General features: G+C 60.3%; 22 protein-coding genes. 15 read left to right on the top strand and 7 right to left on the bottom strand.

Translation table 11 applies throughout. The features are described 5' to 3' along the window. Positions 1 to 28 precede the first annotated feature (28 nt). Positions 29 to 451 (top strand): bacteriohemerythrin, encoded by a 423-nt coding sequence (locus tag ACRRNM_RS06230; RefSeq protein WP_435627375.1) that lies wholly within the window; start codon positions 29 to 31, stop codon positions 449 to 451. A 146-nt stretch (positions 452 to 597) separates the two neighbouring features. Here ACRRNM_RS06230 and yjgA read toward each other — a convergent pair whose 3' ends face one another. Beyond that, the gene (gene yjgA / locus ACRRNM_RS06225) at positions 598 to 1,122 is read right to left on the bottom strand and encodes a ribosome biogenesis factor YjgA (RefSeq protein WP_435627374.1); all 525 of its coding nucleotides are present in this window, start codon (positions 1,120 to 1,122) and stop codon (positions 598 to 600) included. A gap of 64 nt (positions 1,123 to 1,186) precedes the next feature. Here yjgA and pmbA point away from each other — a divergent pair, with 64 nt between their 5' ends. The 7 genes from pmbA to ACRRNM_RS06190 all read left to right on the top strand — a co-directional run bounded on the left by pmbA (position 1,187) and on the right by ACRRNM_RS06190 (position 6,970). After that, on the top strand, positions 1,187 to 2,575 hold the full coding sequence (gene pmbA / locus ACRRNM_RS06220) for a metalloprotease PmbA (protein ID WP_435627373.1): 1,389 nt from the start codon (positions 1,187 to 1,189) through the stop codon (positions 2,573 to 2,575). Between the two features lie 84 nt (positions 2,576 to 2,659). Then, positions 2,660 to 2,884 (top strand): DUF433 domain-containing protein, encoded by a 225-nt coding sequence (locus ACRRNM_RS06215; RefSeq protein ID WP_435627372.1) that lies wholly within the window; start codon positions 2,660 to 2,662, stop codon positions 2,882 to 2,884. Beyond that, entirely contained in the window at positions 2,881 to 3,213 is a 333-nt protein-coding gene (locus tag ACRRNM_RS06210) for a DUF5615 family PIN-like protein (RefSeq protein WP_435627371.1), read from the top strand. The genes ACRRNM_RS06215 and ACRRNM_RS06210 overlap by 4 nt, the downstream gene beginning before the upstream one ends. 81 nt (positions 3,214 to 3,294) lie before the next feature. Beyond that, positions 3,295 to 4,542, top strand: coding sequence for a serine hydroxymethyltransferase (glyA, locus tag ACRRNM_RS06205; RefSeq protein ID WP_435627370.1), 1,248 nt, complete (start codon positions 3,295 to 3,297; stop codon positions 4,540 to 4,542). Positions 4,543 to 4,655: 113 nt separating this feature from the next. Further along, positions 4,656 to 5,150, top strand: a complete 495-nt coding sequence (gene nrdR, locus ACRRNM_RS06200) for a transcriptional regulator NrdR (protein ID WP_435627369.1) — start codon at positions 4,656 to 4,658, stop codon at positions 5,148 to 5,150. Position 5,151: 1 nt separating this feature from the next. Next, positions 5,152 to 6,246 carry a bifunctional diaminohydroxyphosphoribosylaminopyrimidine deaminase/5-amino-6-(5-phosphoribosylamino)uracil reductase RibD gene (ribD, locus tag ACRRNM_RS06195; protein ID WP_435627368.1) on the top strand — a complete coding sequence of 365 codons (1,095 nt, stop codon included), beginning with the start codon at positions 5,152 to 5,154 and terminating at the stop codon, positions 6,244 to 6,246. A 133-nt stretch (positions 6,247 to 6,379) separates the two neighbouring features. Continuing rightward, complete coding sequence (locus ACRRNM_RS06190) at positions 6,380 to 6,970, top strand: riboflavin synthase (protein WP_435627367.1); 591 nt, start codon at positions 6,380 to 6,382, stop codon at positions 6,968 to 6,970. A 726-nt stretch (positions 6,971 to 7,696) separates the two neighbouring features. Here the strand turns inward: ACRRNM_RS06190 and ACRRNM_RS06185 are convergent. Next, positions 7,697 to 9,115 carry a hypothetical protein gene (locus ACRRNM_RS06185; protein ID WP_435627366.1) on the bottom strand — a complete coding sequence of 473 codons (1,419 nt, stop codon included), beginning with the start codon at positions 9,113 to 9,115 and terminating at the stop codon, positions 7,697 to 7,699. A gap of 113 nt (positions 9,116 to 9,228) precedes the next feature. Further along, positions 9,229 to 9,516 carry a DUF3175 domain-containing protein gene (locus ACRRNM_RS06180; protein WP_435627365.1) on the bottom strand — a complete coding sequence of 96 codons (288 nt, stop codon included), beginning with the start codon at positions 9,514 to 9,516 and terminating at the stop codon, positions 9,229 to 9,231. A gap of 113 nt (positions 9,517 to 9,629) precedes the next feature. Here ACRRNM_RS06180 and ribBA point away from each other — a divergent pair, with 113 nt between their 5' ends. The 6 genes from ribBA to ACRRNM_RS06150 all read left to right on the top strand — a co-directional run bounded on the left by ribBA (position 9,630) and on the right by ACRRNM_RS06150 (position 13,911). Beyond that, the gene (gene ribBA / locus ACRRNM_RS06175; RefSeq protein WP_435627364.1) at positions 9,630 to 10,745 is read left to right on the top strand and encodes a bifunctional 3,4-dihydroxy-2-butanone-4-phosphate synthase/GTP cyclohydrolase II; all 1,116 of its coding nucleotides are present in this window, start codon (positions 9,630 to 9,632) and stop codon (positions 10,743 to 10,745) included. After that, entirely contained in the window at positions 10,742 to 11,194 is a 453-nt protein-coding gene (gene ribH / locus ACRRNM_RS06170) for a 6,7-dimethyl-8-ribityllumazine synthase (RefSeq protein WP_435627363.1), read from the top strand. The genes ribBA and ribH overlap by 4 nt, the downstream gene beginning before the upstream one ends. After that, entirely contained in the window at positions 11,191 to 11,655 is a 465-nt protein-coding gene (gene nusB / locus ACRRNM_RS06165) for a transcription antitermination factor NusB (protein WP_435627362.1), read from the top strand. Before ribH ends, nusB begins: the two co-directional genes overlap by 4 nt. 144 nt (positions 11,656 to 11,799) lie before the next feature. Continuing rightward, the gene (thiL, locus tag ACRRNM_RS06160; RefSeq protein ID WP_435627361.1) at positions 11,800 to 12,759 is read left to right on the top strand and encodes a thiamine-phosphate kinase; all 960 of its coding nucleotides are present in this window, start codon (positions 11,800 to 11,802) and stop codon (positions 12,757 to 12,759) included. Continuing rightward, positions 12,743 to 13,246 (top strand): phosphatidylglycerophosphatase A family protein, encoded by a 504-nt coding sequence (locus ACRRNM_RS06155; RefSeq protein ID WP_435627360.1) that lies wholly within the window; start codon positions 12,743 to 12,745, stop codon positions 13,244 to 13,246. The genes thiL and ACRRNM_RS06155 overlap by 17 nt, the downstream gene beginning before the upstream one ends. Next, complete coding sequence (locus ACRRNM_RS06150) at positions 13,243 to 13,911, top strand: thermonuclease family protein (RefSeq protein WP_435627359.1); 669 nt, start codon at positions 13,243 to 13,245, stop codon at positions 13,909 to 13,911. Before ACRRNM_RS06155 ends, ACRRNM_RS06150 begins: the two co-directional genes overlap by 4 nt. Here ACRRNM_RS06150 and ACRRNM_RS06145 read toward each other — a convergent pair. The 4 genes from ACRRNM_RS06145 to ACRRNM_RS06130 form a co-directional block, all read right to left on the bottom strand. Further along, positions 13,897 to 14,619: a UDP-2,3-diacylglucosamine diphosphatase gene (locus ACRRNM_RS06145; protein WP_435627358.1), complete on the bottom strand. Its 723-nt coding sequence runs from the start codon at positions 14,617 to 14,619 to the stop codon at positions 13,897 to 13,899. The two genes, ACRRNM_RS06150 and ACRRNM_RS06145, sit on opposite strands and share 15 nt — an antisense overlap. 38 nt (positions 14,620 to 14,657) lie before the next feature. After that, a complete protein-coding gene (locus ACRRNM_RS06140; RefSeq protein WP_435628645.1) occupies positions 14,658 to 15,146 on the bottom strand; it encodes a peptidylprolyl isomerase in 489 nt (162 codons plus the stop codon). A 97-nt stretch (positions 15,147 to 15,243) separates the two neighbouring features. After that, the gene (locus ACRRNM_RS06135; RefSeq protein WP_435627357.1) at positions 15,244 to 16,362 is read right to left on the bottom strand and encodes a L,D-transpeptidase Cds6 family protein; all 1,119 of its coding nucleotides are present in this window, start codon (positions 16,360 to 16,362) and stop codon (positions 15,244 to 15,246) included. 54 nt (positions 16,363 to 16,416) lie between these two features. After that, complete coding sequence (locus ACRRNM_RS06130; protein WP_435627356.1) at positions 16,417 to 17,397, bottom strand: tetratricopeptide repeat protein; 981 nt, start codon at positions 17,395 to 17,397, stop codon at positions 16,417 to 16,419. A gap of 223 nt (positions 17,398 to 17,620) precedes the next feature. Between ACRRNM_RS06130 and ACRRNM_RS06125 the strand changes: the two genes are divergently transcribed. Further along, positions 17,621 to 17,947, top strand: a complete 327-nt coding sequence (locus ACRRNM_RS06125) for a hypothetical protein (RefSeq protein WP_435627355.1) — start codon at positions 17,621 to 17,623, stop codon at positions 17,945 to 17,947. The last annotated feature ends 6 nt before the right edge of the window (positions 17,948 to 17,953 follow it).

The following is a 17,953-nucleotide window of genomic DNA, read 5'->3' as shown; positions in this document are numbered from 1 at the left end:
TTTGGGCGGAGATACCTCACGGGATGGCATGATGGAAACATGGACAGATGATCTCAGCATCGGGAATGCATCGATTGATGCCGATCACAAAAAACTGATCGTGATGGTCAATGGTGTGGAGGCCATGATCAGGGCGAGGGACAGTTTCGCCTTGGCGCAGGCGCTTGAGCAGCTCGAGCACCATCTGTATGTCCATTTCGTCAATGAGGAGAGGATTGCGCAGGCAGTCAATTTCCCCTTCGGCCAAAACAAGTCGGAGCATGAGCATGTGCTGAGGGAGTTTCAGCACATGAAGGATGAGCTGATCTCCAAAAATGGCATATGGTCAGACGGCGCATCGGAACATTATTCCCATTTCCTGAGCGACTGGATAAGGGATCACGTCCTCAACGAGGACATGCTGCTGAGGCCGGTGCTGTCGACCTACCCCTACGACTTCAAGCCGGACTGAGAAGTAGCCTCGCTCCGGTTCGGGAATGATCTCTTTCAGCGCCTGGAAAATTTCGCGGTAATTCTTGGGAGGGCGGCACGGACACGGTGGGGCGTAGCCCTCTGGTGCGGGAAGGGCCAGCAAGCCTCCGGTCTGTGCACCCCGCTTCACTCCGGTTCGGGAATGATCTCTTTCAGCGCCTGGAAAATTTCGCGGTAATTCTTGGGAGGCTTCCCAGCCTCCTTTTCCTTCTGCGCATTGCGGATCAGCGCACGCAGGTGTTGCGTGTCGGCCTGCGGGTGGTCGGCGAGCAGTTCGGTCAGTGCGTCGTCGCTTTCCAGCAGGCGGTCGCGCCAGCGTTCCAGCTGGTGCAGGTGGGCGGTGTGCTGTTGCGAGCGGCCTTTCCAGGCGTCCAGTTTTGCGACGATGGGTGCGGGATCCACGTCGCGCATCAGCCGGCCGATGTATTGCATCTGGCGGCGCTGCGCACCGAACTTGTTGATGCGGTGCATCTCGTGGATTGCGTCGCGCAGGGTTTCCGGCAGGTCGAGTTGCGCGAGCTGGTCCTTGCCGAGCGCGACCAGTTCCTCCCCGATGTCCTGCAATTCAAGCATCTGCTGCTTGACCTTGGTTTTGCTGGGGGGTAGGTCCAGTTCTTCTTCGTCCTGGCTGTGTTGGCGGCGCCGGTTCATGGTGTGCGATGCGGTTATGAGATGCTGCTATGATACCGCCTTTCGTCATGGTTACGTTTCCGTTATGAGCACACCCGTGTCTTCCGCTCACTGTTCCCTCGACCACAGCCGGGACAGGTTTTCCAACTCCGCCGAGAGCCTGCGCAACATCGCGCAATACATGCTGGGGTACGCTAGGCAGCGCGGCGCATCGGCTGCGGCCGCGGATGTTTCGGAAGGCTTCGGCCAGACGGTCACGGTGCGCCAGGGCGAGGTGGAGACCATCGAATACAACCGCGACAAGGGTATGTCCGTCACCGTCTATATCGGCCAGCAGCGCGGCAACGCCAGCACCTCGGACTTTTCGCCGCAGGCGATGCGCGACGCGGTGGATGCCGCGCTGTCGATTGCGCGCTATACCGCAAAGGACGACTGCTCCGGCCTGCCCGACGCCGACCTGCTGGCGCGAGACTTTCCCGACCTGGATCTGTATCACCCGTGGGATTTGCCGGTGGACGATGCGATCGAACTGGCGAGACAGTGCGAGCGGGTCGCGCTGGATGCGGATAAACGCATCAACAACTCGGAAGGCGCGACGGTGAACGTGCATGAGGCGCAGTTCGTGCACGCCAACAGTCTTGGCTTCATCGGCGGCTACCCGACTTCGCGCCACAGCCTGAGCTGTGCGGTGATCGCCGGCAAGGACGACGCGATGGAGCGCGACTACTGGTACAGCGTGGCGCGCGATGCCGCGGATTTGCTGGATGCGGAGCAGGTCGGGCGCATCGCGGCCGAGCGCACGGTGCGCCGCCTGAACGCGCGCCAGCTCGACACCATGCAGGTGCCGGTGCTGTTCGAGGCGCCGATCGCCTCCAGCCTGCTGGGGCATTTCGTCGGCGCGGTGAGCGGCGGCAGCCTGTACCGCAAGTCCTCCTTCCTGCTCGACCATCTGGACAAGCCGGTCTTCGCGCCGCACATCAACATCGAAGACAACCCGGACATCCGCAAGGGGCTGGCCTCCAGCCCGTTCGACGACGAGGGCGTGCGGGTGCAGGCGCGCCGCATCATCGAAGACGGCGTGCTGCGCGGCTATTTTCTCGGCAGCTATTCGGCGCGCAAGCTCGGTTTGCACACCACCGGCAACGCGGGCGGCAACCACAACCTGATCCTGAAGCCGTCGGGCGGGGACGAGCTGGATTTCGCCGCGCTGCTGAAGAAGGTGGGGCGCGGCCTGCTGGTCACCGAACTGCTCGGTCAGGGCGTGAACCATGTCACCGGAGACTATTCGCGCGGCGCGGCGGGCTTCTGGGTGGAGGGCGGCGAGATCCGGTACCCGGTGCAGGAAATCACCATCGCCGGCAACCTGAAGGACATGTACCGCAACATTGTTGCCGCCGGCAGCGACATCCTCGTGCAGGGCTCGCGCCAGTGCGGCTCTATCCTCGTGGAAGGCATGACCGTCGCGGGGCGGTAGGGTGAATCCTGCCTCAAATAATGCCGGGTTGCCTTTTTCTCCCCAAAAACCGGATAATTCAGTTCAACTTTGCTGGAGGCTGGCATGAATTACAAGGAGCGCATTACCATAGAGCCCGGAAAACGTGGCGGGAAGCCTTGCATTCGCGGGCTGCGCATTACGGTTTATGACGTTCTGGACTATCTTGCGTCGGGAATGACGCCTGCTGAAATTCTTGCCGAATTCGACTATCTGACGCCCGAGGACATACAGGCCTGCTTGGCCTATGCCGCCGACCGTGAGCACCACCAGCTTGCGGTGAATGCTTGAAACTCCTGTTCGACGAAAATCTTGCGCCTTCCTTGGTCTTGGGATTGGCGGATATTTTTCCGAAGTCCGAACATGTCGCAAGGATCGGCTTGGGTGCAGCATCGGATCGGGAGGTGTGGGAGTATGCCAAGAAACACCGCTACATCCTGGTCAGCAAGGATTCCGATTTCCATGAGTTGAGCCTGTTGTATGGCTCTCCCCCGAAGGTTGTCTGGGTTCGCCGCGGCAACTGCACCACCAGGCAGATCGAGTTGATTCTGCGCAACAAGGCAGAAGATATCCGGTTGCTGATGGATAGCCCGGAATCCACCTATCTCGTCATTCTGTAAGCTCTGCAGGGTGCGTTTGCGCCCTGCCTGCATGGTAGAATGCGCGCCTTTCCCGCTTTCATCATTTCAGGAATTAACGCCATGTTCTCCAGAAAAAATACCATCGCCGCTTTCGACCCTGAACTGTGGGACGCGATCCAGAACGAAAACCGCCGTCAGGAAGATCACATCGAGCTGATCGCCTCGGAAAACTACACCAGCCCGGCGGTGATGGAGGCGCAGGGCAGCCAGCTGACCAACAAGTATGCCGAGGGCTATCCGGGCAAGCGCTATTACGGCGGCTGCGAGTACGTGGATATCGCCGAGCAGCTGGCCATCGACCGCGTGAAGGAACTGTTCGGCGCGGAATACGCCAACGTGCAGCCGAATTCCGGCTCGCAGGCGAACCAGGGGGTGTACATGTCGGTGCTCAAGCCCGGCGACACCATCCTCGGCCTGTCGCTGGCGCATGGCGGGCACCTGACGCATGGCGCATCGGTCAATGCCAGCGGCAAGCTGTATAACGCGATCCAGTACGGCCTGGATGCAAACGAGGAAATCGATTACGACCAGGTGCAGCAACTGGCCCTGGCGCACAAGCCGAAGATGATCGTCGCGGGCGCCTCGGCCTACGCGCTGGTGATCGACTGGAAGCGCTTCCGCGCGATCGCCGACAGCGTCGGCGCCTACCTGTTCGTGGACATGGCGCATTACGCCGGGCTGATCGCGGCGGGCGTGTACCCGAGCCCGGTCGGCATCGCGGATTTCGTCACCACCACCACCCACAAGACCCTGCGCGGCCCGCGCGGCGGCGTGATCCTCGCCAAGGCGGAATTCGAGAAGGTGCTGAACTCGGCGATCTTCCCCGGCATCCAGGGCGGCCCTCTGATGCACGTGATCGCCGCGAAGGCGGTGGCGTTCAAGGAAGCGGCCGGCAAGGAATTCAAGGCCTACCAGAAGCAGGTGGTGGACAATGCGCGCGTAATGGCCAAGGTGCTGCAGGAGCGCGGCCTGCGCATCGTGTCCGGGCGCACCGACTGCCACCTGTTCCTCGTGGACCTGCAACCCAAGAATATCACCGGCAAGGATGCCGAGGCCGCGCTGGGACGCGCGCATATCACGGTGAACAAGAACTCCATCCCCAACGACCCGCAGAAGCCCTTCGTGACCAGCGGCATCCGCATCGGCAGCCCGGCGATGACCACACGCGGCTTCAAGGAACTGGAAGCGGAGCAGCTCGCGCACCTGATCGCCGATGTGCTCGAAGCGCCGAACGACGACGCGGTGATCGCACGCGTGGCAGGCGAGGTGAAGCAGTTGTGCGAAAAGTTTCCGGTGTATGGCGCTTAAAGCCGTGAAAGGTGAAAAGTGAAAGGTGATGCCCACCTCGCACCTAAGGCGCGATCCTCCCTGCCGGGAGAATGGATGCATCGTTTCACGTTTCACGTTTCACATTTCACGCCATGAAATGCCCATTCTGCAAAGGTGACAACACCCAGGTGGTGGACACCCGCGAGAGCGAGGAGGGCGACAGCATCCGCCGCCGTCGCCGTTGCCAGTCGTGCGACAAGCGCTTCACCACTTACGAGATGGTGGAGCTGCGCATGCCGCAGGTGGTCAAGCAGAACGGCATGCGCAGCGAATTCGACGAGGCGAAGCTGCGCACCAGTTTTAGCCGCGCGCTGCACAAGCGCCCGGTGCCGACCGAGCTGGTGGATGCGGCGATCGATCACGTGATCCAGAAAGTTTTCGCCCTGGGCGAGCGTGAAGTCGGCTCGCGCCAGATCGGCGAGATGGTGATGAAGGAATTGCTCAAGCTCGACAAGGTCGCCTATATCCGTTTCGCCTCGGTGTACAAGAGCTTCCAGGATGTCGGCGATTTCGCCGAGGAGGTCGAGGCGGTGAGCAAGACGCCGGTGCGCAAGGGCACGGGGCGCGCCGCGAAGCGGACAGGCTAGCATGTTCTCCGCACAGGACAGCGCATGGATGGCGCAGGCGCTGCGGCTCGCGGAGCGCGGCCTGTATTCCACCAGCCCGAATCCGCGCGTCGGCTGCGTGCTGGTGAAGGACGGCGACATCGTCGGCACAGGCTGGCACGAGCGCGCCGGCGAACCGCATGCAGAGGTGCATGCGCTGCGCGAAGCGGGCGAAGCGGCGCGCGGAGCGACGGCCTATGTCACGCTGGAACCATGCAGCCACCACGGCCGCACGCCGCCCTGCGCCGGCGCCTTGGTCGAGGCAGGCGTGGCGCGCGTGGCGGTCGCGGTGCAGGACCCGAACCACAGGGTGGCGGGCGAGGGCATCGCGAAGCTGCGCGCGGCCGGCATCGCGGTCGAATGCGGGCTCATGGAGAGCGAGGCGCGCGAACTGAATACCGGCTTCTTCGCGCGCATGACGCGCGGCACGCCGTGGCTGCGCAGCAAGATCGCGATGAGCCTCGACGGGCGCACCGCGCTGGCCAACGGCACCAGCCAGTGGATCACCGGCGAGGCGGCGAGGCAGGACGTGCAGCGCTGGCGCGCGCGCTCCTGCGCGGTGCTGACCGGCATCAACACGGTGCTCGCGGACGATGCGCGGCTCAACGTGCGCGAACCGGAAACTGCACGCCAGCCGTTGCGGGTGGTGCTGGACAGCGGGTTGCAGATGCCGCTATCAGCGCGCGTGCTGCACGGTGGCGGAGTGCTGATTTACACCGCCGCACGGGATGCGGAAAAGCGCGCCGCGCTGGAGCAGGTGGGTGCGACCGTGGTAACGATGCCGGACGGCAGGGGGCAGGTCGATTTGCCGGCCATGCTGCGCGACCTCGCGCAACGCGGTTGCAACGAGGTGCTGGCGGAGGCGGGCCGCATCCTGAACGGCGCCTTGCTGCGCGCCGGGCTGGTGGATGAATTGCTGCTGTACGTCGCGCCGCAATTGCTGGGCGATGCGGCGCGCGGCATGGCGCAACTCGGCGAACTGACCGGCCTCGAACAGCGCATCGGCCTCAAGTGGCGCGATGTGCGGCAGGTCGGAAATGATTTACGAATTACTGCAAGAGTGGAAGGATGCCTCTAGAAAGTTGTTTTGCGGGAGGAAGCGCAAGGAGCCGCACAGCGAATGACGAGGCATATCAGGTTGGATAGACGAGGAATGAGCGAGCACGCGACGCCGCGATTTGCCCGCAAAACAATTTTATAGAGGTATCCGAATGTTTAGTGGAATCATTGCCGATGTGGGCCTCATCACCAGTGTGAAAGACCGCGACGGCGGCCTGCGCCTGAGTGTCGCGACCGAGTCGCTCGGCATGGAGGACGTGCAGATCGGCGACAGCATCGCGGTGAATGGCGTGTGCCTCACCGTGGTGGAGCACGACGGCCGCGCCTTCACCGTGGACGTGTCGCGCGAGACGCTGAACTGCACCATCGGGCTGGAGCGGCAGGGCGGCCATGTCAACCTGGAAAAGGCCTTGCGCCTGTCGGACCGGCTGGGCGGGCATCTGGTGAGCGGCCATGTGGATGGCGTCGGCGAGGTTGTCGCGTTCAACGACATCGGCGAGAGCTGGCGGCTGGTGGTGCGTGCCCCGCAGGCTCTGGCGAAATACATCGCGACCAAGGGCTCCATCGCTATCAACGGCGTGAGCCTCACCGTGAACCATGTCGCGGGCACGGAGTTTGAGGTGAACCTGATCCCGCATACGCTGGACGCGACGACGCTGAACGAGCTGAAGGCGGGGGCGAAGGTGAATCTGGAGATCGACCTGATCGCGCGGTATGTCGAGAGGATGATTACGGCGGAGTAGGTGTAGGTCGGGTTTTAACCCGACCACGTTAAAATCAAAACCGCCGGGGGTTGCCCGGCAGCAAGTCACCTTCTTTTGTGTCGCCAAAAGAAGGTAACCGAAGAAAAGGCGCCCCCGGTTTGCCGCCGCTGCGCGGTTCCCTGCGTTGCTCAACTGGTCAGGCGGCTGCGGAACTCGCGCTACGCGCTCAGACAGTCCTCGCCGAAATCCCCTGACCAGTTTCCGCTACTCGGCGGCGCACAGGGGAGGAAAAGCAAAACCCAAAAGCAACATGGCGAGCTATCGCTCGCCATGTATTCACTTAATGCGATGCTGACCCCATTAGTTCCCTGACCCCATTAGTTCCAAGTTGCTTTCGCCCCACAACTGTAACAATGGCGGGGTACCCGTAGTGGTGCAAATTTCAAAGACTTAAAGAACGGCAAATCAGTAAAAACCGTAGTTTCACCGAACGTGTTGCCGCACTTTGGACATTTTAGAGATAGCAGATAGAGTGCATAGCCCACTACGCAAGGCACGAAAAATATAACTAGTGCTACGGCTATGAACAACTGGCTTTTCCCGCGTAATGTTGAAAACAACAATACTAGGCTAGCGATTAAGCAAACATTAGCGATCAGTCTTTTTCTTAGTGTGTACATTACTGTAATTGCCTAACGTTTTAAATCACCGGCGCTGCGCGGCTTTATCGCGCAGCGTCCGGTGGATTGATGGGTTGGGAGTGAGCTACGCATGAGCAACTGAGTAAAGCTCGGACTCTACCTCAGCAAGTATTGCCACTAACTGGGAATCGGGCAGAGGTGGGGTTTTGTACCGCTTGCTAGCCGTCTCAGCGTTGAAATACATCTCAGTAAGAGCATCACCAACCGTCTCGCGAAGTAAGCGCTCTGTATCCACTTCGGATATTGTGACTACCCGGCCAGTTTCATCATCGAAGATGCATGCTTTTGCCTTATATAGGTTCAAAGACATTTTTAGACCTTCGTCCCACGTTAAATAATGAGGAATGAAGAACCGCCCGTTGCCGGCAACAGCAGACAATGACTCGATGAAACGCGGGATCATTAGGTCCCATGCCATATTGCCAATTTTGGTTCTGATGGAATTGGCAGAGATATGCTTTCCTTTATCAATCTTTTCGAAGAACGAAAATTTCTTCCCCTCTTCAAAGTACTTAATAGCAATCTGCATCTCACGATCGAAGTACGTATTCAGCCTGTCGATCATGAACGTAAGTAGCTTCGTTGCCTTTTTCTTCACGCCTTCATTTGAGCCAAAATGAATGGAAACAATTTTGTACAGGAGGATTCTGGCTAGCGTAAGACGCTTCTTAATTTCTACAAAATTTGACGCGCCTTCTGCCCCAAAATAGAAGTCATGAGTGAAGCGTTTAGCTACATCTTCTGCTTCCGTAGTGGATATAGTTGGGCTGTCATTATTGCAGGCGCGATATCTTTTATTGTCAATACTTAAGAACAGCCTAAGGGCAATGAGATTATCTTTGAATCCGATATCCAAGTCTGACCATAGTTGATCGACATCGGGTGCGTCGTCGAAGTCATACCTGTCAATTAGTTTTTTTGAGTTCTCCACGAGGTAGTAGAGATAGTCATAATTCGGATTATTTTCGAGAAGTTGATGTATGACATTAACGATCTCCGCTTGATTATTCCCGAAAGATCGGCGGTAAACATATGTCGATATATAGCTCGCAATGTTTGTGTCCAACATTATTGAACCATCGAGGGGAATCTTTATTTCGCCGTCTACGATGGTTTGTGCAATGATCTTTCGGCTGCTGAAATAAAGTGAATCTCCTAAGAAATACGGCGTGACTATTCGCTTGCCGGACAAATTGCGAATCTCAATCCCTGGAAATGTTACGTTTTTTGAATAGTCAGAAAGCACGGTGACTACTCGTAACGAGTCATGCGGTGCATCCAAAACGTTCCACGCGTTCCGGACGTCTGATGATGTGGTCGCAGATCTGAGCAACGACACAAACTCCACAAAGCCCCGAGACGCATGCACCGTGCTTACTCCCAACGTAAAGTAGATGGCAAAAACGCCGAATATTCTGGCTGTGGCTGCCGTATAAGCTGGAACATTAGTATTTACCCGTTTGTTTAAATCGTTGTCATTCAATCAAACACGACGAAACTGTGCGTCAAACATGGCGTTCCGGTGTAGAGAGAATTCGGTTCGCACCCTACCCGACCTTTGCACCGAAAACAATATGCCGAAATATCTATGCATTTTTATCGTTTTCCATACAGCGCGCGCAGCTCATCCTTGGCTTGTTCGATGATGCGCTTCTGGTTCTCGTCGAGATTTTTGCCCGCGCGGTTGACGTAGAACACCAGCATGGACATGGCGGAGCGGAAGGGCGGGGCTTTGCGGCGTGTGCTGGATTCCGCCGAGCGCCTCAGCGATTCGGCGATGCGTTTCGGGTCCTGCCAGGTGAAGACGCCTTCTTCGAGGTCGAGTGCGAAGCTCTCGCGGGTCACCTTCGCTGACCAGTTGCGGGGTGTCGTTTTTCGGGTCATTTCCTGCCGTTCTCCCTGTAGAACAAGCGAGTCGCCGTGCCGAAAATGGTAGAATTGCACATCTTCGGCAGCTGCGCTTCCTGCGCGGGCCTGCCGGTTTTTCGAGGTTACGCATGACAGACATAGCACCAATTCAGGACATCATCGCCGAAATCCGCGCCGGGCGCATGGTCGTGCTGGTGGACGAGGAGGATCGCGAGAACGAGGGCGATCTGGTGTTCGCCGCCGAATTCGTCACGCCGGAGAAGATCAACTTCATGGCCAAGCATGGCCGCGGCCTGATCTGCCTGACGCTGACCGAGGCGCATTGCAAGCAGCTCGATCTGCCGCTCATGGTGCGCAAGAACGGTTCGCCGCTCGGCACCAATTTCACCCTGTCCATCGAGGCGGCGTCCGGCGTGACCACCGGCATCTCGGCGGCCGACCGTGCGCGCACCATCGAGGCGGCGGCGAGCAAGAATGCCAAGCCTGCCGACATCGTGCAGCCCGGCCATATCTTCCCGCTGATGGCGCAAAACGGCGGGGTGCTGGTGCGCGCCGGGCACACCGAGGCGGGCTGCGATCTTGCGCAACTGGCGGGGCTGACGCCGGCGTCGGTGATCTGCGAAATCCTCAAGGACGACGGCGAGATGGCGCGGCTGCCTGACCTGATCGGGTTCGCCAAACAGCACGGCCTCAAGATCGGCACGATCGCGAGCCTGATCGAGTACCGCAGTCAGAACGAGAAGCTGGTCGAGCGCGTCGCGCAGCGCAGCGTGCAGACGGCCTACGGCACACTGGAGCTGGTTACCTACCTGGACAAGACCACGCAGCGCGCCCACCTGGCGCTGTGCAAGGGCGAGATTCGCCGCGATGCCGAGACGCTGGTGCGCGTGCACGAGCCGCTGTCGGTGATGGATTTCCTCGAGCAGGTCGATCATTCGCATTCCACCAGCGTGCATGATGCGCTGACCAGAATCAGCCAGTCGCCACGCGGCGTGTTGATCCTGATGCACCACGGAGAGACTTCGCATGACCTGCTGGCGCGCGCCGCCGCGACGCAGGATGCACACCCGGTGCTGCGCTGGGATCCGCGCAGCTACGGCATCGGCGCACAGATTTTGCGCGACCTCGGCGTGGGCAAGATGTGCCTGCTGGGCACGCCGCGCAAGCTGCCGAGCATGACCGGCTTCGGTCTGGAAGTGGTGAGTTATTGTCAGTGTCAGTCTAAAGGCAAGGAAAACAAATGAGGGAAATCGAGAAAAAACTGGACGGCAAGGGCCTGCGTATCGGCATCGTGCAGAGCCGCTTCAATCCCGAGATATGCGAAGGTTTGCTGGGCGCATGTCGCGCGCAGCTGGTGCAGCAGGGGGTTGCGGATGCAGATATCACGCTGGCGACGGTGCCGGGTGCGCTGGAGATCGCGCTGGTGCTGCTACACATGGCGGAGAGCGAAAAGTTCGATGCGCTGATCGCGCTGGGCGCGGTGATCCGCGGCGACACCTACCACTTCGAGGTGGTGTCGAACGAGTCGGCGCGCTGCGTAAACGAGGTCCAGCTGGCCTGCGGCGTGCCGGTCGCCAACGCGATCCTCACTACCGACAACGACGAGCAGGCGATCGAGCGCATGCGCGTCAAGGGCGGCGAGGCCGCGCTGGTCGCCATCGAGATGGCCAACCTGCTGCGTGACTTGGCATGAGCACGGCCGCCGGTCTGGAGACGAAGAAGGCGCCGGGCAAGAGCCCGCGCCACCGTGCGCGCGAACTTGCGCTGCAGGGCGTCTATCAGTGGCGCGTTACCGCGGGCGACAAGGCGCAGATCGAAAAGCAAATTCTGGCGGAAAAAAATCTCGGCCGTTTCGACAAGGAATTGTTTTCCAGATTGCTGTGCGGCACGCTGGATCAGCACGCCGGCCTCGAGGCGTTGCTCGCGCCGCATCTCGACCGGCCGCTCGCCGAACTCAGCCCGGTGGAGTTTTCCGTGCTGCTGCTGGGGGCGTTCGAACTGTCGCAGCACCTCGAAGTGCCCTACAAGGTCGTCATCAACGAAGCGGTGGAGCTGGCCAAGACCTTCGGCGGCACCGACGGCCACAAGTACGTCAACGGCGTGCTCGACAAGCTCGCGCCGCAGGTGCGTGCGGTCGAGGTCAGTGCGAGATAGGGTTTCCTGTTTTCAGCGGGGTAGGTCGGGTTAGCGGCTTTGCCGCGTAACCCGACGATGCGCAGTGAATGTCGGGTTACAGCGCAAAAAACTGCGCTTAACCCGACCTACAGACTGCGGATTAGAATTTTTCCGGAGCAGCAGATGAGCATATCCGAGTTCGATCTCATCGGGCGTTTCTTCACCCGTGCCACGCCCGGCGCGCTGCTCGGCGTGGGCGACGACGCTGCATTGCTGCAGGTGAATGAGGGCAATGTGCTCGCGGTGTCCACGGACATGCTGGTGAGCGGCACGCATTTCCTGCCCGACGCCGATCCCTTCCTGCTCGGACACAAGGCGCTGGCGGTGAACCTGTCCGATCTGGCGGCGATGGGCGCCGCGCCGCGCTGGGCGACGCTGGCCGTCGCACTGCCCGGGGCAGACGAGGCGTGGCTCGCGCAATTCAGCGCGGGTTTCTTCGCGCTGGCGGATCAATACGGCGTGGAACTGGTCGGCGGCGACACCACGCGCGGGCCACTCAACCTGTGCGTGACCATCTTCGGCGAAGTGCCGGCGGAACGCGCGTTGCGCCGCAGCGGCGCGCAGGCGGGCGATGAAATCTGGGTCTCGGGTACGCTCGGCGATGCGGCGCTGGCCCTGGCGCATCTGCAGGGACGCATCGCCCTGTCCGATGCGGAATTTGCGGCCTGCGCGCCTGCGCTGCACCGGCCGCAGCCGCGCGTGACGCTGGGGCTGGCGCTGCGCGGCATCGCCAGCAGCGCGATCGATGTTTCCGACGGGCTGCTCGCCGATCTCGGGCATATCCTGGAGGCCTCGCAGCTGGGCGCGCAGCTCTATTTCCCTGCGCTGCCGCTCTCGCCTGCCCTGCATGCCCATCTGTCGCGGCCGCTGGCGAGGCAATGTGCACTGGCCGGCGGCGACGATTACGAGCTGTGCTTCACCGCTCCCGCAACGCGACATGCGGAATTGACGGAGCTTGCCGAACGGCTTAACCTGCCGCTGACCCGCATCGGAAAAATTGTTGCGGGGCGCGACTGCACCCTGCACGATGCGGCAGGCAATCCACTCAACGTCGAGGCTGGCGGCTATGACCACTTCCGGTGAACTGTTCGTCAAACCGAGCTGGCAATTTTTGCTGAGCCATCCGGCGCACCTGCTGTCGTTCGGCTTCGGCAGCGGGCTGGCGCGCAAGGCGCCCGGGACATTCGGCACGCTGGTCGCCTTCCCGATGTACTGGTACCTCGAGCCGCGCCTGACGGGCTGGCTGTTCCTTGCGGCGATGGTTGTTGCATTCGCTGTCGGCGTGCGGGTGTGCGACATTACTGGCAAGACGCTGGGGATCGACGATTACGAAGGTATCGTGTGGGACGAGATCGTGGCATTCATGCTGGTGCTGTTCTTCACGCCGCCAGGCTGGGACTGGGCGCTGCTGGCCTTCGCGCTGTTCCGCCTGTTCGACATCGTCAAGCCGCAGCCGATCCGCTATTTCGACAGCAACATGCACGGCGGCCTCGGAGTGATGTTCGACGATCTACTCGCCGCCGGCTATACCCTGCTGTGTCTGGCCGTCGTCAAGAGCGTGCTGTCATGATTAGCCGTTTGCGCCGCCTGGCATGTGTCCTGCTGCTTTTGGCAGGCGGCTTGGCGCAGGCGGCAGACTTCTCCGGCAAGGTGATTGCCGTGCTGGACGGAGATACGCTGCTGGTGCTGCGGGGCGGCAACCCGGTGAAGGTGCGGCTTGCCGAAGTGGATGCGCCGGAGAAAGCCCAGCCCTATGGCACCGCATCGCAGAAATCGCTGGCCGACATGGCGATGGGCAAGCAGATACGGGTGGTGAGCCGCGCGGTGGATGATTACGGGCGGCTGGTCGCAACCGTGCATGCCGACGGGCTCAACGTGAATCACGAGCAGGTGCGGCGCGGCATGGCCTGGGAATATTCACGTTTCCACAGCAACCGCGAGCTGATGGCGCTGCAGCGCGAAGCGCAGCAGGCCAGGCGCGGACTATGGGCGGGAGAAGAGGCGGTCGAACCCTCGCAGTGGCGCAAGCAGCACGCGGCCACGGTGCAACCCCGGGCCGCCGCTGCAACCGCATCCGGCATCGCCTGCGGAAGCAAGAAGCATTGTTCTCAGATGTCTTCGTGTGAAGAAGCCAGGCATTACTTGGCGCGGTGCGGCCACAAGACGCTGGACGGCAACGGCGACGGCGTGCCCTGCGAGAAGCTTTGCTCCCCTAAGGAATCAAAAAACGACTGAGCGGCAGCCCTGTGCGTCGCAGCGCAGCGCCGATCCCTGCCGGTCCCAATCGCCCAGCACCCAGCGTTCGCAGGTGCGACCGTCGACGGCATGCTCATGGCGGCCCGGGCGGTGGGTGTGGCCGTGGATCAGGCGCGGATAGCCGTGCTCGCGCAGCAAGGCCGCGACCGCTTCGTCGCTCACGTCCATGATCGCGCTGTCCTTGCTCTGCTTTTCCGCCATGCTGCGCTCACGCAGTTGCGCGATATAGGTCTTGCGTTCCGCCAGCGGCCGGGCGAGAAACTGCCGCTGGAAGTCCGCATCATGTACCTGTGCGCGGTAGCGCTGGTATTCGGCATCATGGGTGCATAGCTGGTCGCCGTGGCTGAGCAGCGTCGGTGTGCCGTACAGATCGATCAGTACCGGGTCGTCCAGCAGCGTGGCGCGGCAGGCGTTTGCCAGCGCCGCGCCCATCAACAGGTCGCGGTTGCCGTGCATCAGGTATAGCCCGGTGCCGCGCTGCGCGAGGCCGCGCAATGCGGCTATCACCTCGGCGCAGAATGCATCCTCCAGGTCGTCGTCTCCCGCCCAGTAATCGAACAGGTCGCCGAGGATATACAGCGCCTCGGCCTGCGGTGCGGTTTCGGCGATGAAGCGCCGGAACGCCGCCATGCTGTGCGGCTGGCCGGAGCCGAGATGCAGGTCGGAGATGAGCAGGGAATGGGGCATGAAAAACAAAACGGCGCGAGATGCGCCGTTTTTTATGATTACTTCACCACTTCCGCCTTGGTGATGACGACGTCTTCTTCCGGAACGTCGTGATGCCCGGAACGGAAGCCGGTGCCGACCTTGCCTATCTTGTCCACCACTTCCATGCCTTCGACCACTTTGCCGAACACGCAGTAGCCCCAGCCGTCCTGCCCCGGATAATTGAGGAATTGGTTGTTCTTCGTGTTGATGAAAAATTGCGCAGTGGCCGAATGCGGGTCGGAAGTGCGCGCCATGGCGATGGTGTAGGTGTCGTTGGTCAGGCCGTTGGCCGCCTCGTTCTTGACCGGTGCGTTGGCCTTCTTTTGCTTCATGCCGGGTTCGAAACCGCCGCCCTGGATCATGAAGTTGTCGATGACGCGATGGAAGATGGTGCCGTCGTAGAAGCCGCTGTTCGCGTATTCGAGGAAATTCCTGACGGTTTCCGGGGCTTTTTCGGCATCCAGTTGCAGGGTGATGACGCCGTGATTGGTGTGCAGTTTGACCATGGTTTTTTTACCTTGTTTGCCTTGAGTTAGAGAATGGGATGATTGCATCACGCCGCATAGCAGCAGTGCGAGCAGTGCGGTAAACAGGTGTTTCATGCTATGCGGCCCCTTCGTAGACGATCTGCCAGCGGTTGTTGCGCTTGATCCAGTACTGGCGCTTCTTCATGCGGTTGGACAGGTTGTTGCTGCTGTAGTCTTGCTCGAAATTGACCACCACCATGCCGGGATGCTCGGGATAGGTGAACACGCTGACCTTCGAGAGGTTGACCTTGATCCAGGATTTTCCGCTGTTCACCAGCTGCTTCTGTTTCGCCCATGCCGCGTAATCCGCGCTGTCGCTGGAAAAATCGCGCGAGTAATGCGTGAGGTAGGCGTCGGTATCGAGATTTGCCCAATCCTTGCGCCATTGCTCGACCGCCTGCAGCAGCGCATCGCGTTCATTCTGATCCTGTTCGCTGCTCCATTCCATGCTGTTGGTGATGATGATCGGCGTGACGCCGACTTGCATGTAGGAGGCGAGCTTGTTCAGGTCGTCATTCGCCAGCACCACGCAACCGTCGCTGGCACGCGGAGGGCGGCTGTAGGTATCTTTTGGCGTGCCGTGCAGCCAGATGCCGCTACCGGTGCGCTTGTTCTTGCGGTCCCATTCGTTCGGGTAGCTGAGCGGGTAGGCGCCGTCGCCGTACAAGTCGGCAAGCTTGCTCTTCGGCAGTTCGGCCTTGACGAAATACACCCCGATCGGGGTGCGTTTGTCGCCTTCGGAAACTTTTTCGGTGCCGAGCTTGCCGATGGTGATGTAGAAGTCGGTGACGTAGCGCGGCTCGCCGTTCACGTTTTCATAAACGAACAGCGTGGCGCGGCTGGTATCCACCACCAGCGCATATTTCTGTTGTGCATCGAGCTTCCATAAGAAGCGCGGTGCGAGCTTGCTGTCCGGTTGCGACAGGACTCGCTGCAGGCGTACCCGCGCCTCGTCGCGCAGATCCTCGATCTTGTCGCGCGGCGCATGCGCGGCGCTGCCAAAGTTGTCGATCGCGCCGGCGCGGGCCATCAGGACGTCGCCCTTGACCAGGTGTGCCAGCTTGAAATTGGGGTTGACGCGCAACAGGCTGTCCACCTCGTTGAGCGCGATATCGAGACGGCTGTTCTTGATGGCTTGCAGGCTTTTCGCTAGCTGCACCTCGGTGTTGCGCGAATCCGGTGCGGCGTGCGCCATGCCAGCCAACAGGCTGCATAGCAAGATTGAAAATAGTGGCCGGGGCAGCATGGCTTATTTCGTGTGCTCTTCCTGGATCAGCCAGTTGCCGCCGGATTTCACCATCAGCAGGGTCTTGTTGCCCGAGCTCTTCAGGTGGCTGGCGCGATAGGTCTGCTGGAACTTCACGGTCGCATGGCTGGCGTCGCTGAAGCTCACCGTTGCGCCGCTGATGCCGACCTGGATGGATTTCGGCTTGCTGATGCGGTCCCGGCGCGCAGCTTCCCAGGCTGCCCGGCTTTCACTGCCCGGCACTTTGAAGTCGGAAGCATAGAACGACAGGTACTTGTTCACGTCCTTGGCCGACCATGCGGCAGCCCAGGCGTTGACGGTCTTCAGCACTTCGCCGCCGTTATTGGTCTTGGGTGCAGGCTCGGGGTTCTTTTCGGCGGCAGGTGCGGGCTTGGCTGTGGCTGGCGCAACGGGTTCTGGCTTGGTGGATTCCGGTTTGCTTGCCGCCTCGCCGGCCGATGCGGCTCCTTCGGCTTTGCTCGGGGCGGGAGTGCTGCGCGCCGGTGCCGTCTTGCCACGTGGGCCGCCGGCAAACAAGTCCTGGATCATGGATAGCTTGGTTTGCGTCGCGGCATTGCTGCGGTCCAGTTGCAGGGCGCGGTCATAAGCCTGGCTGGCCATCTTTGCATAGATGTCGCCGAGGTTTTCGTGTGCGGTGGCATAGCTGGGGTGGGTGCGTATCGCCATTTCCAGCGCTGTCTTGGCCTTGTCGTACTGCCCCTGGCTGGCATACAGCACGGCGAGGTTGTTGTAGGGCTCGGGCAGTTCCGGGTAGTCTTCGGTCAGGGCGGAAAATGTCTTGATGGCCTCGGCGGTCTTGCCCTGCTCGGTGAGGATCAACCCCTTCAGGAAGCGCGCCTGCGCGTCTTTTGGTTTGCCGGCCAGAACCCCATTCACCTTGTCCAGCGCCTGGCTGTGTTGCCCCTGCTTGAACAGCTTGTTGGCATCCTGGATGTCATCGGCATGCGCAGCGGGAGTTAACAACAAAGCGCCGATTAACAGCGCGGCATGAGGGTGCAAACGGGCAAGGCAAGTTTCGCTAAAACGGTTGAACATATTCATCGTGTTATTCAATTCCTTTGGGTGCGCGGGTTCGGGCAGCGGTGGATTCTACCAAATTACGCGTATATTTTCACTTCGGGCGCGGGGAGGGTTTGTGCCGGCAAGGGGAGGGATGGGTATGGTCCGCCGATGCCTTCGCGAACCGATGGCGCAAATCGATTCATCTGCTGTTGCCGCCAATAAAAAACCAGCCGAAGCTGGTTTTTTATCGGCAGTATTCTGGTTTTACTTGCTGGCGAGTACTTGTTGCACCACCCATAAGGAAAACAGACCCAATCCCACTACGCAGATGACTGTTGAAAGGTCAGCGATAATTGCCATTTTCTCCTCCTTGAGAGCTAAGTCGAACACAATAACATTGTCTCCAAGCAGGGAGAATCGTAGCACAATCCTTTGGGCAAACAAGCCCTTTTTTGATAAAATCCCGCAAAATGCCCCTGCACAAATTTCGAGTGCAAATTCAGCCCCTTAATTTCCA

The organism is Ferrigenium straubiae, assembly GCF_051257895.1.
Taxonomy (GTDB): domain Bacteria; phylum Pseudomonadota; class Gammaproteobacteria; order Burkholderiales; family Gallionellaceae; genus Gallionella; species Gallionella straubiae.
This window is presented reverse-complemented; position numbering and strand designations above follow the sequence as displayed.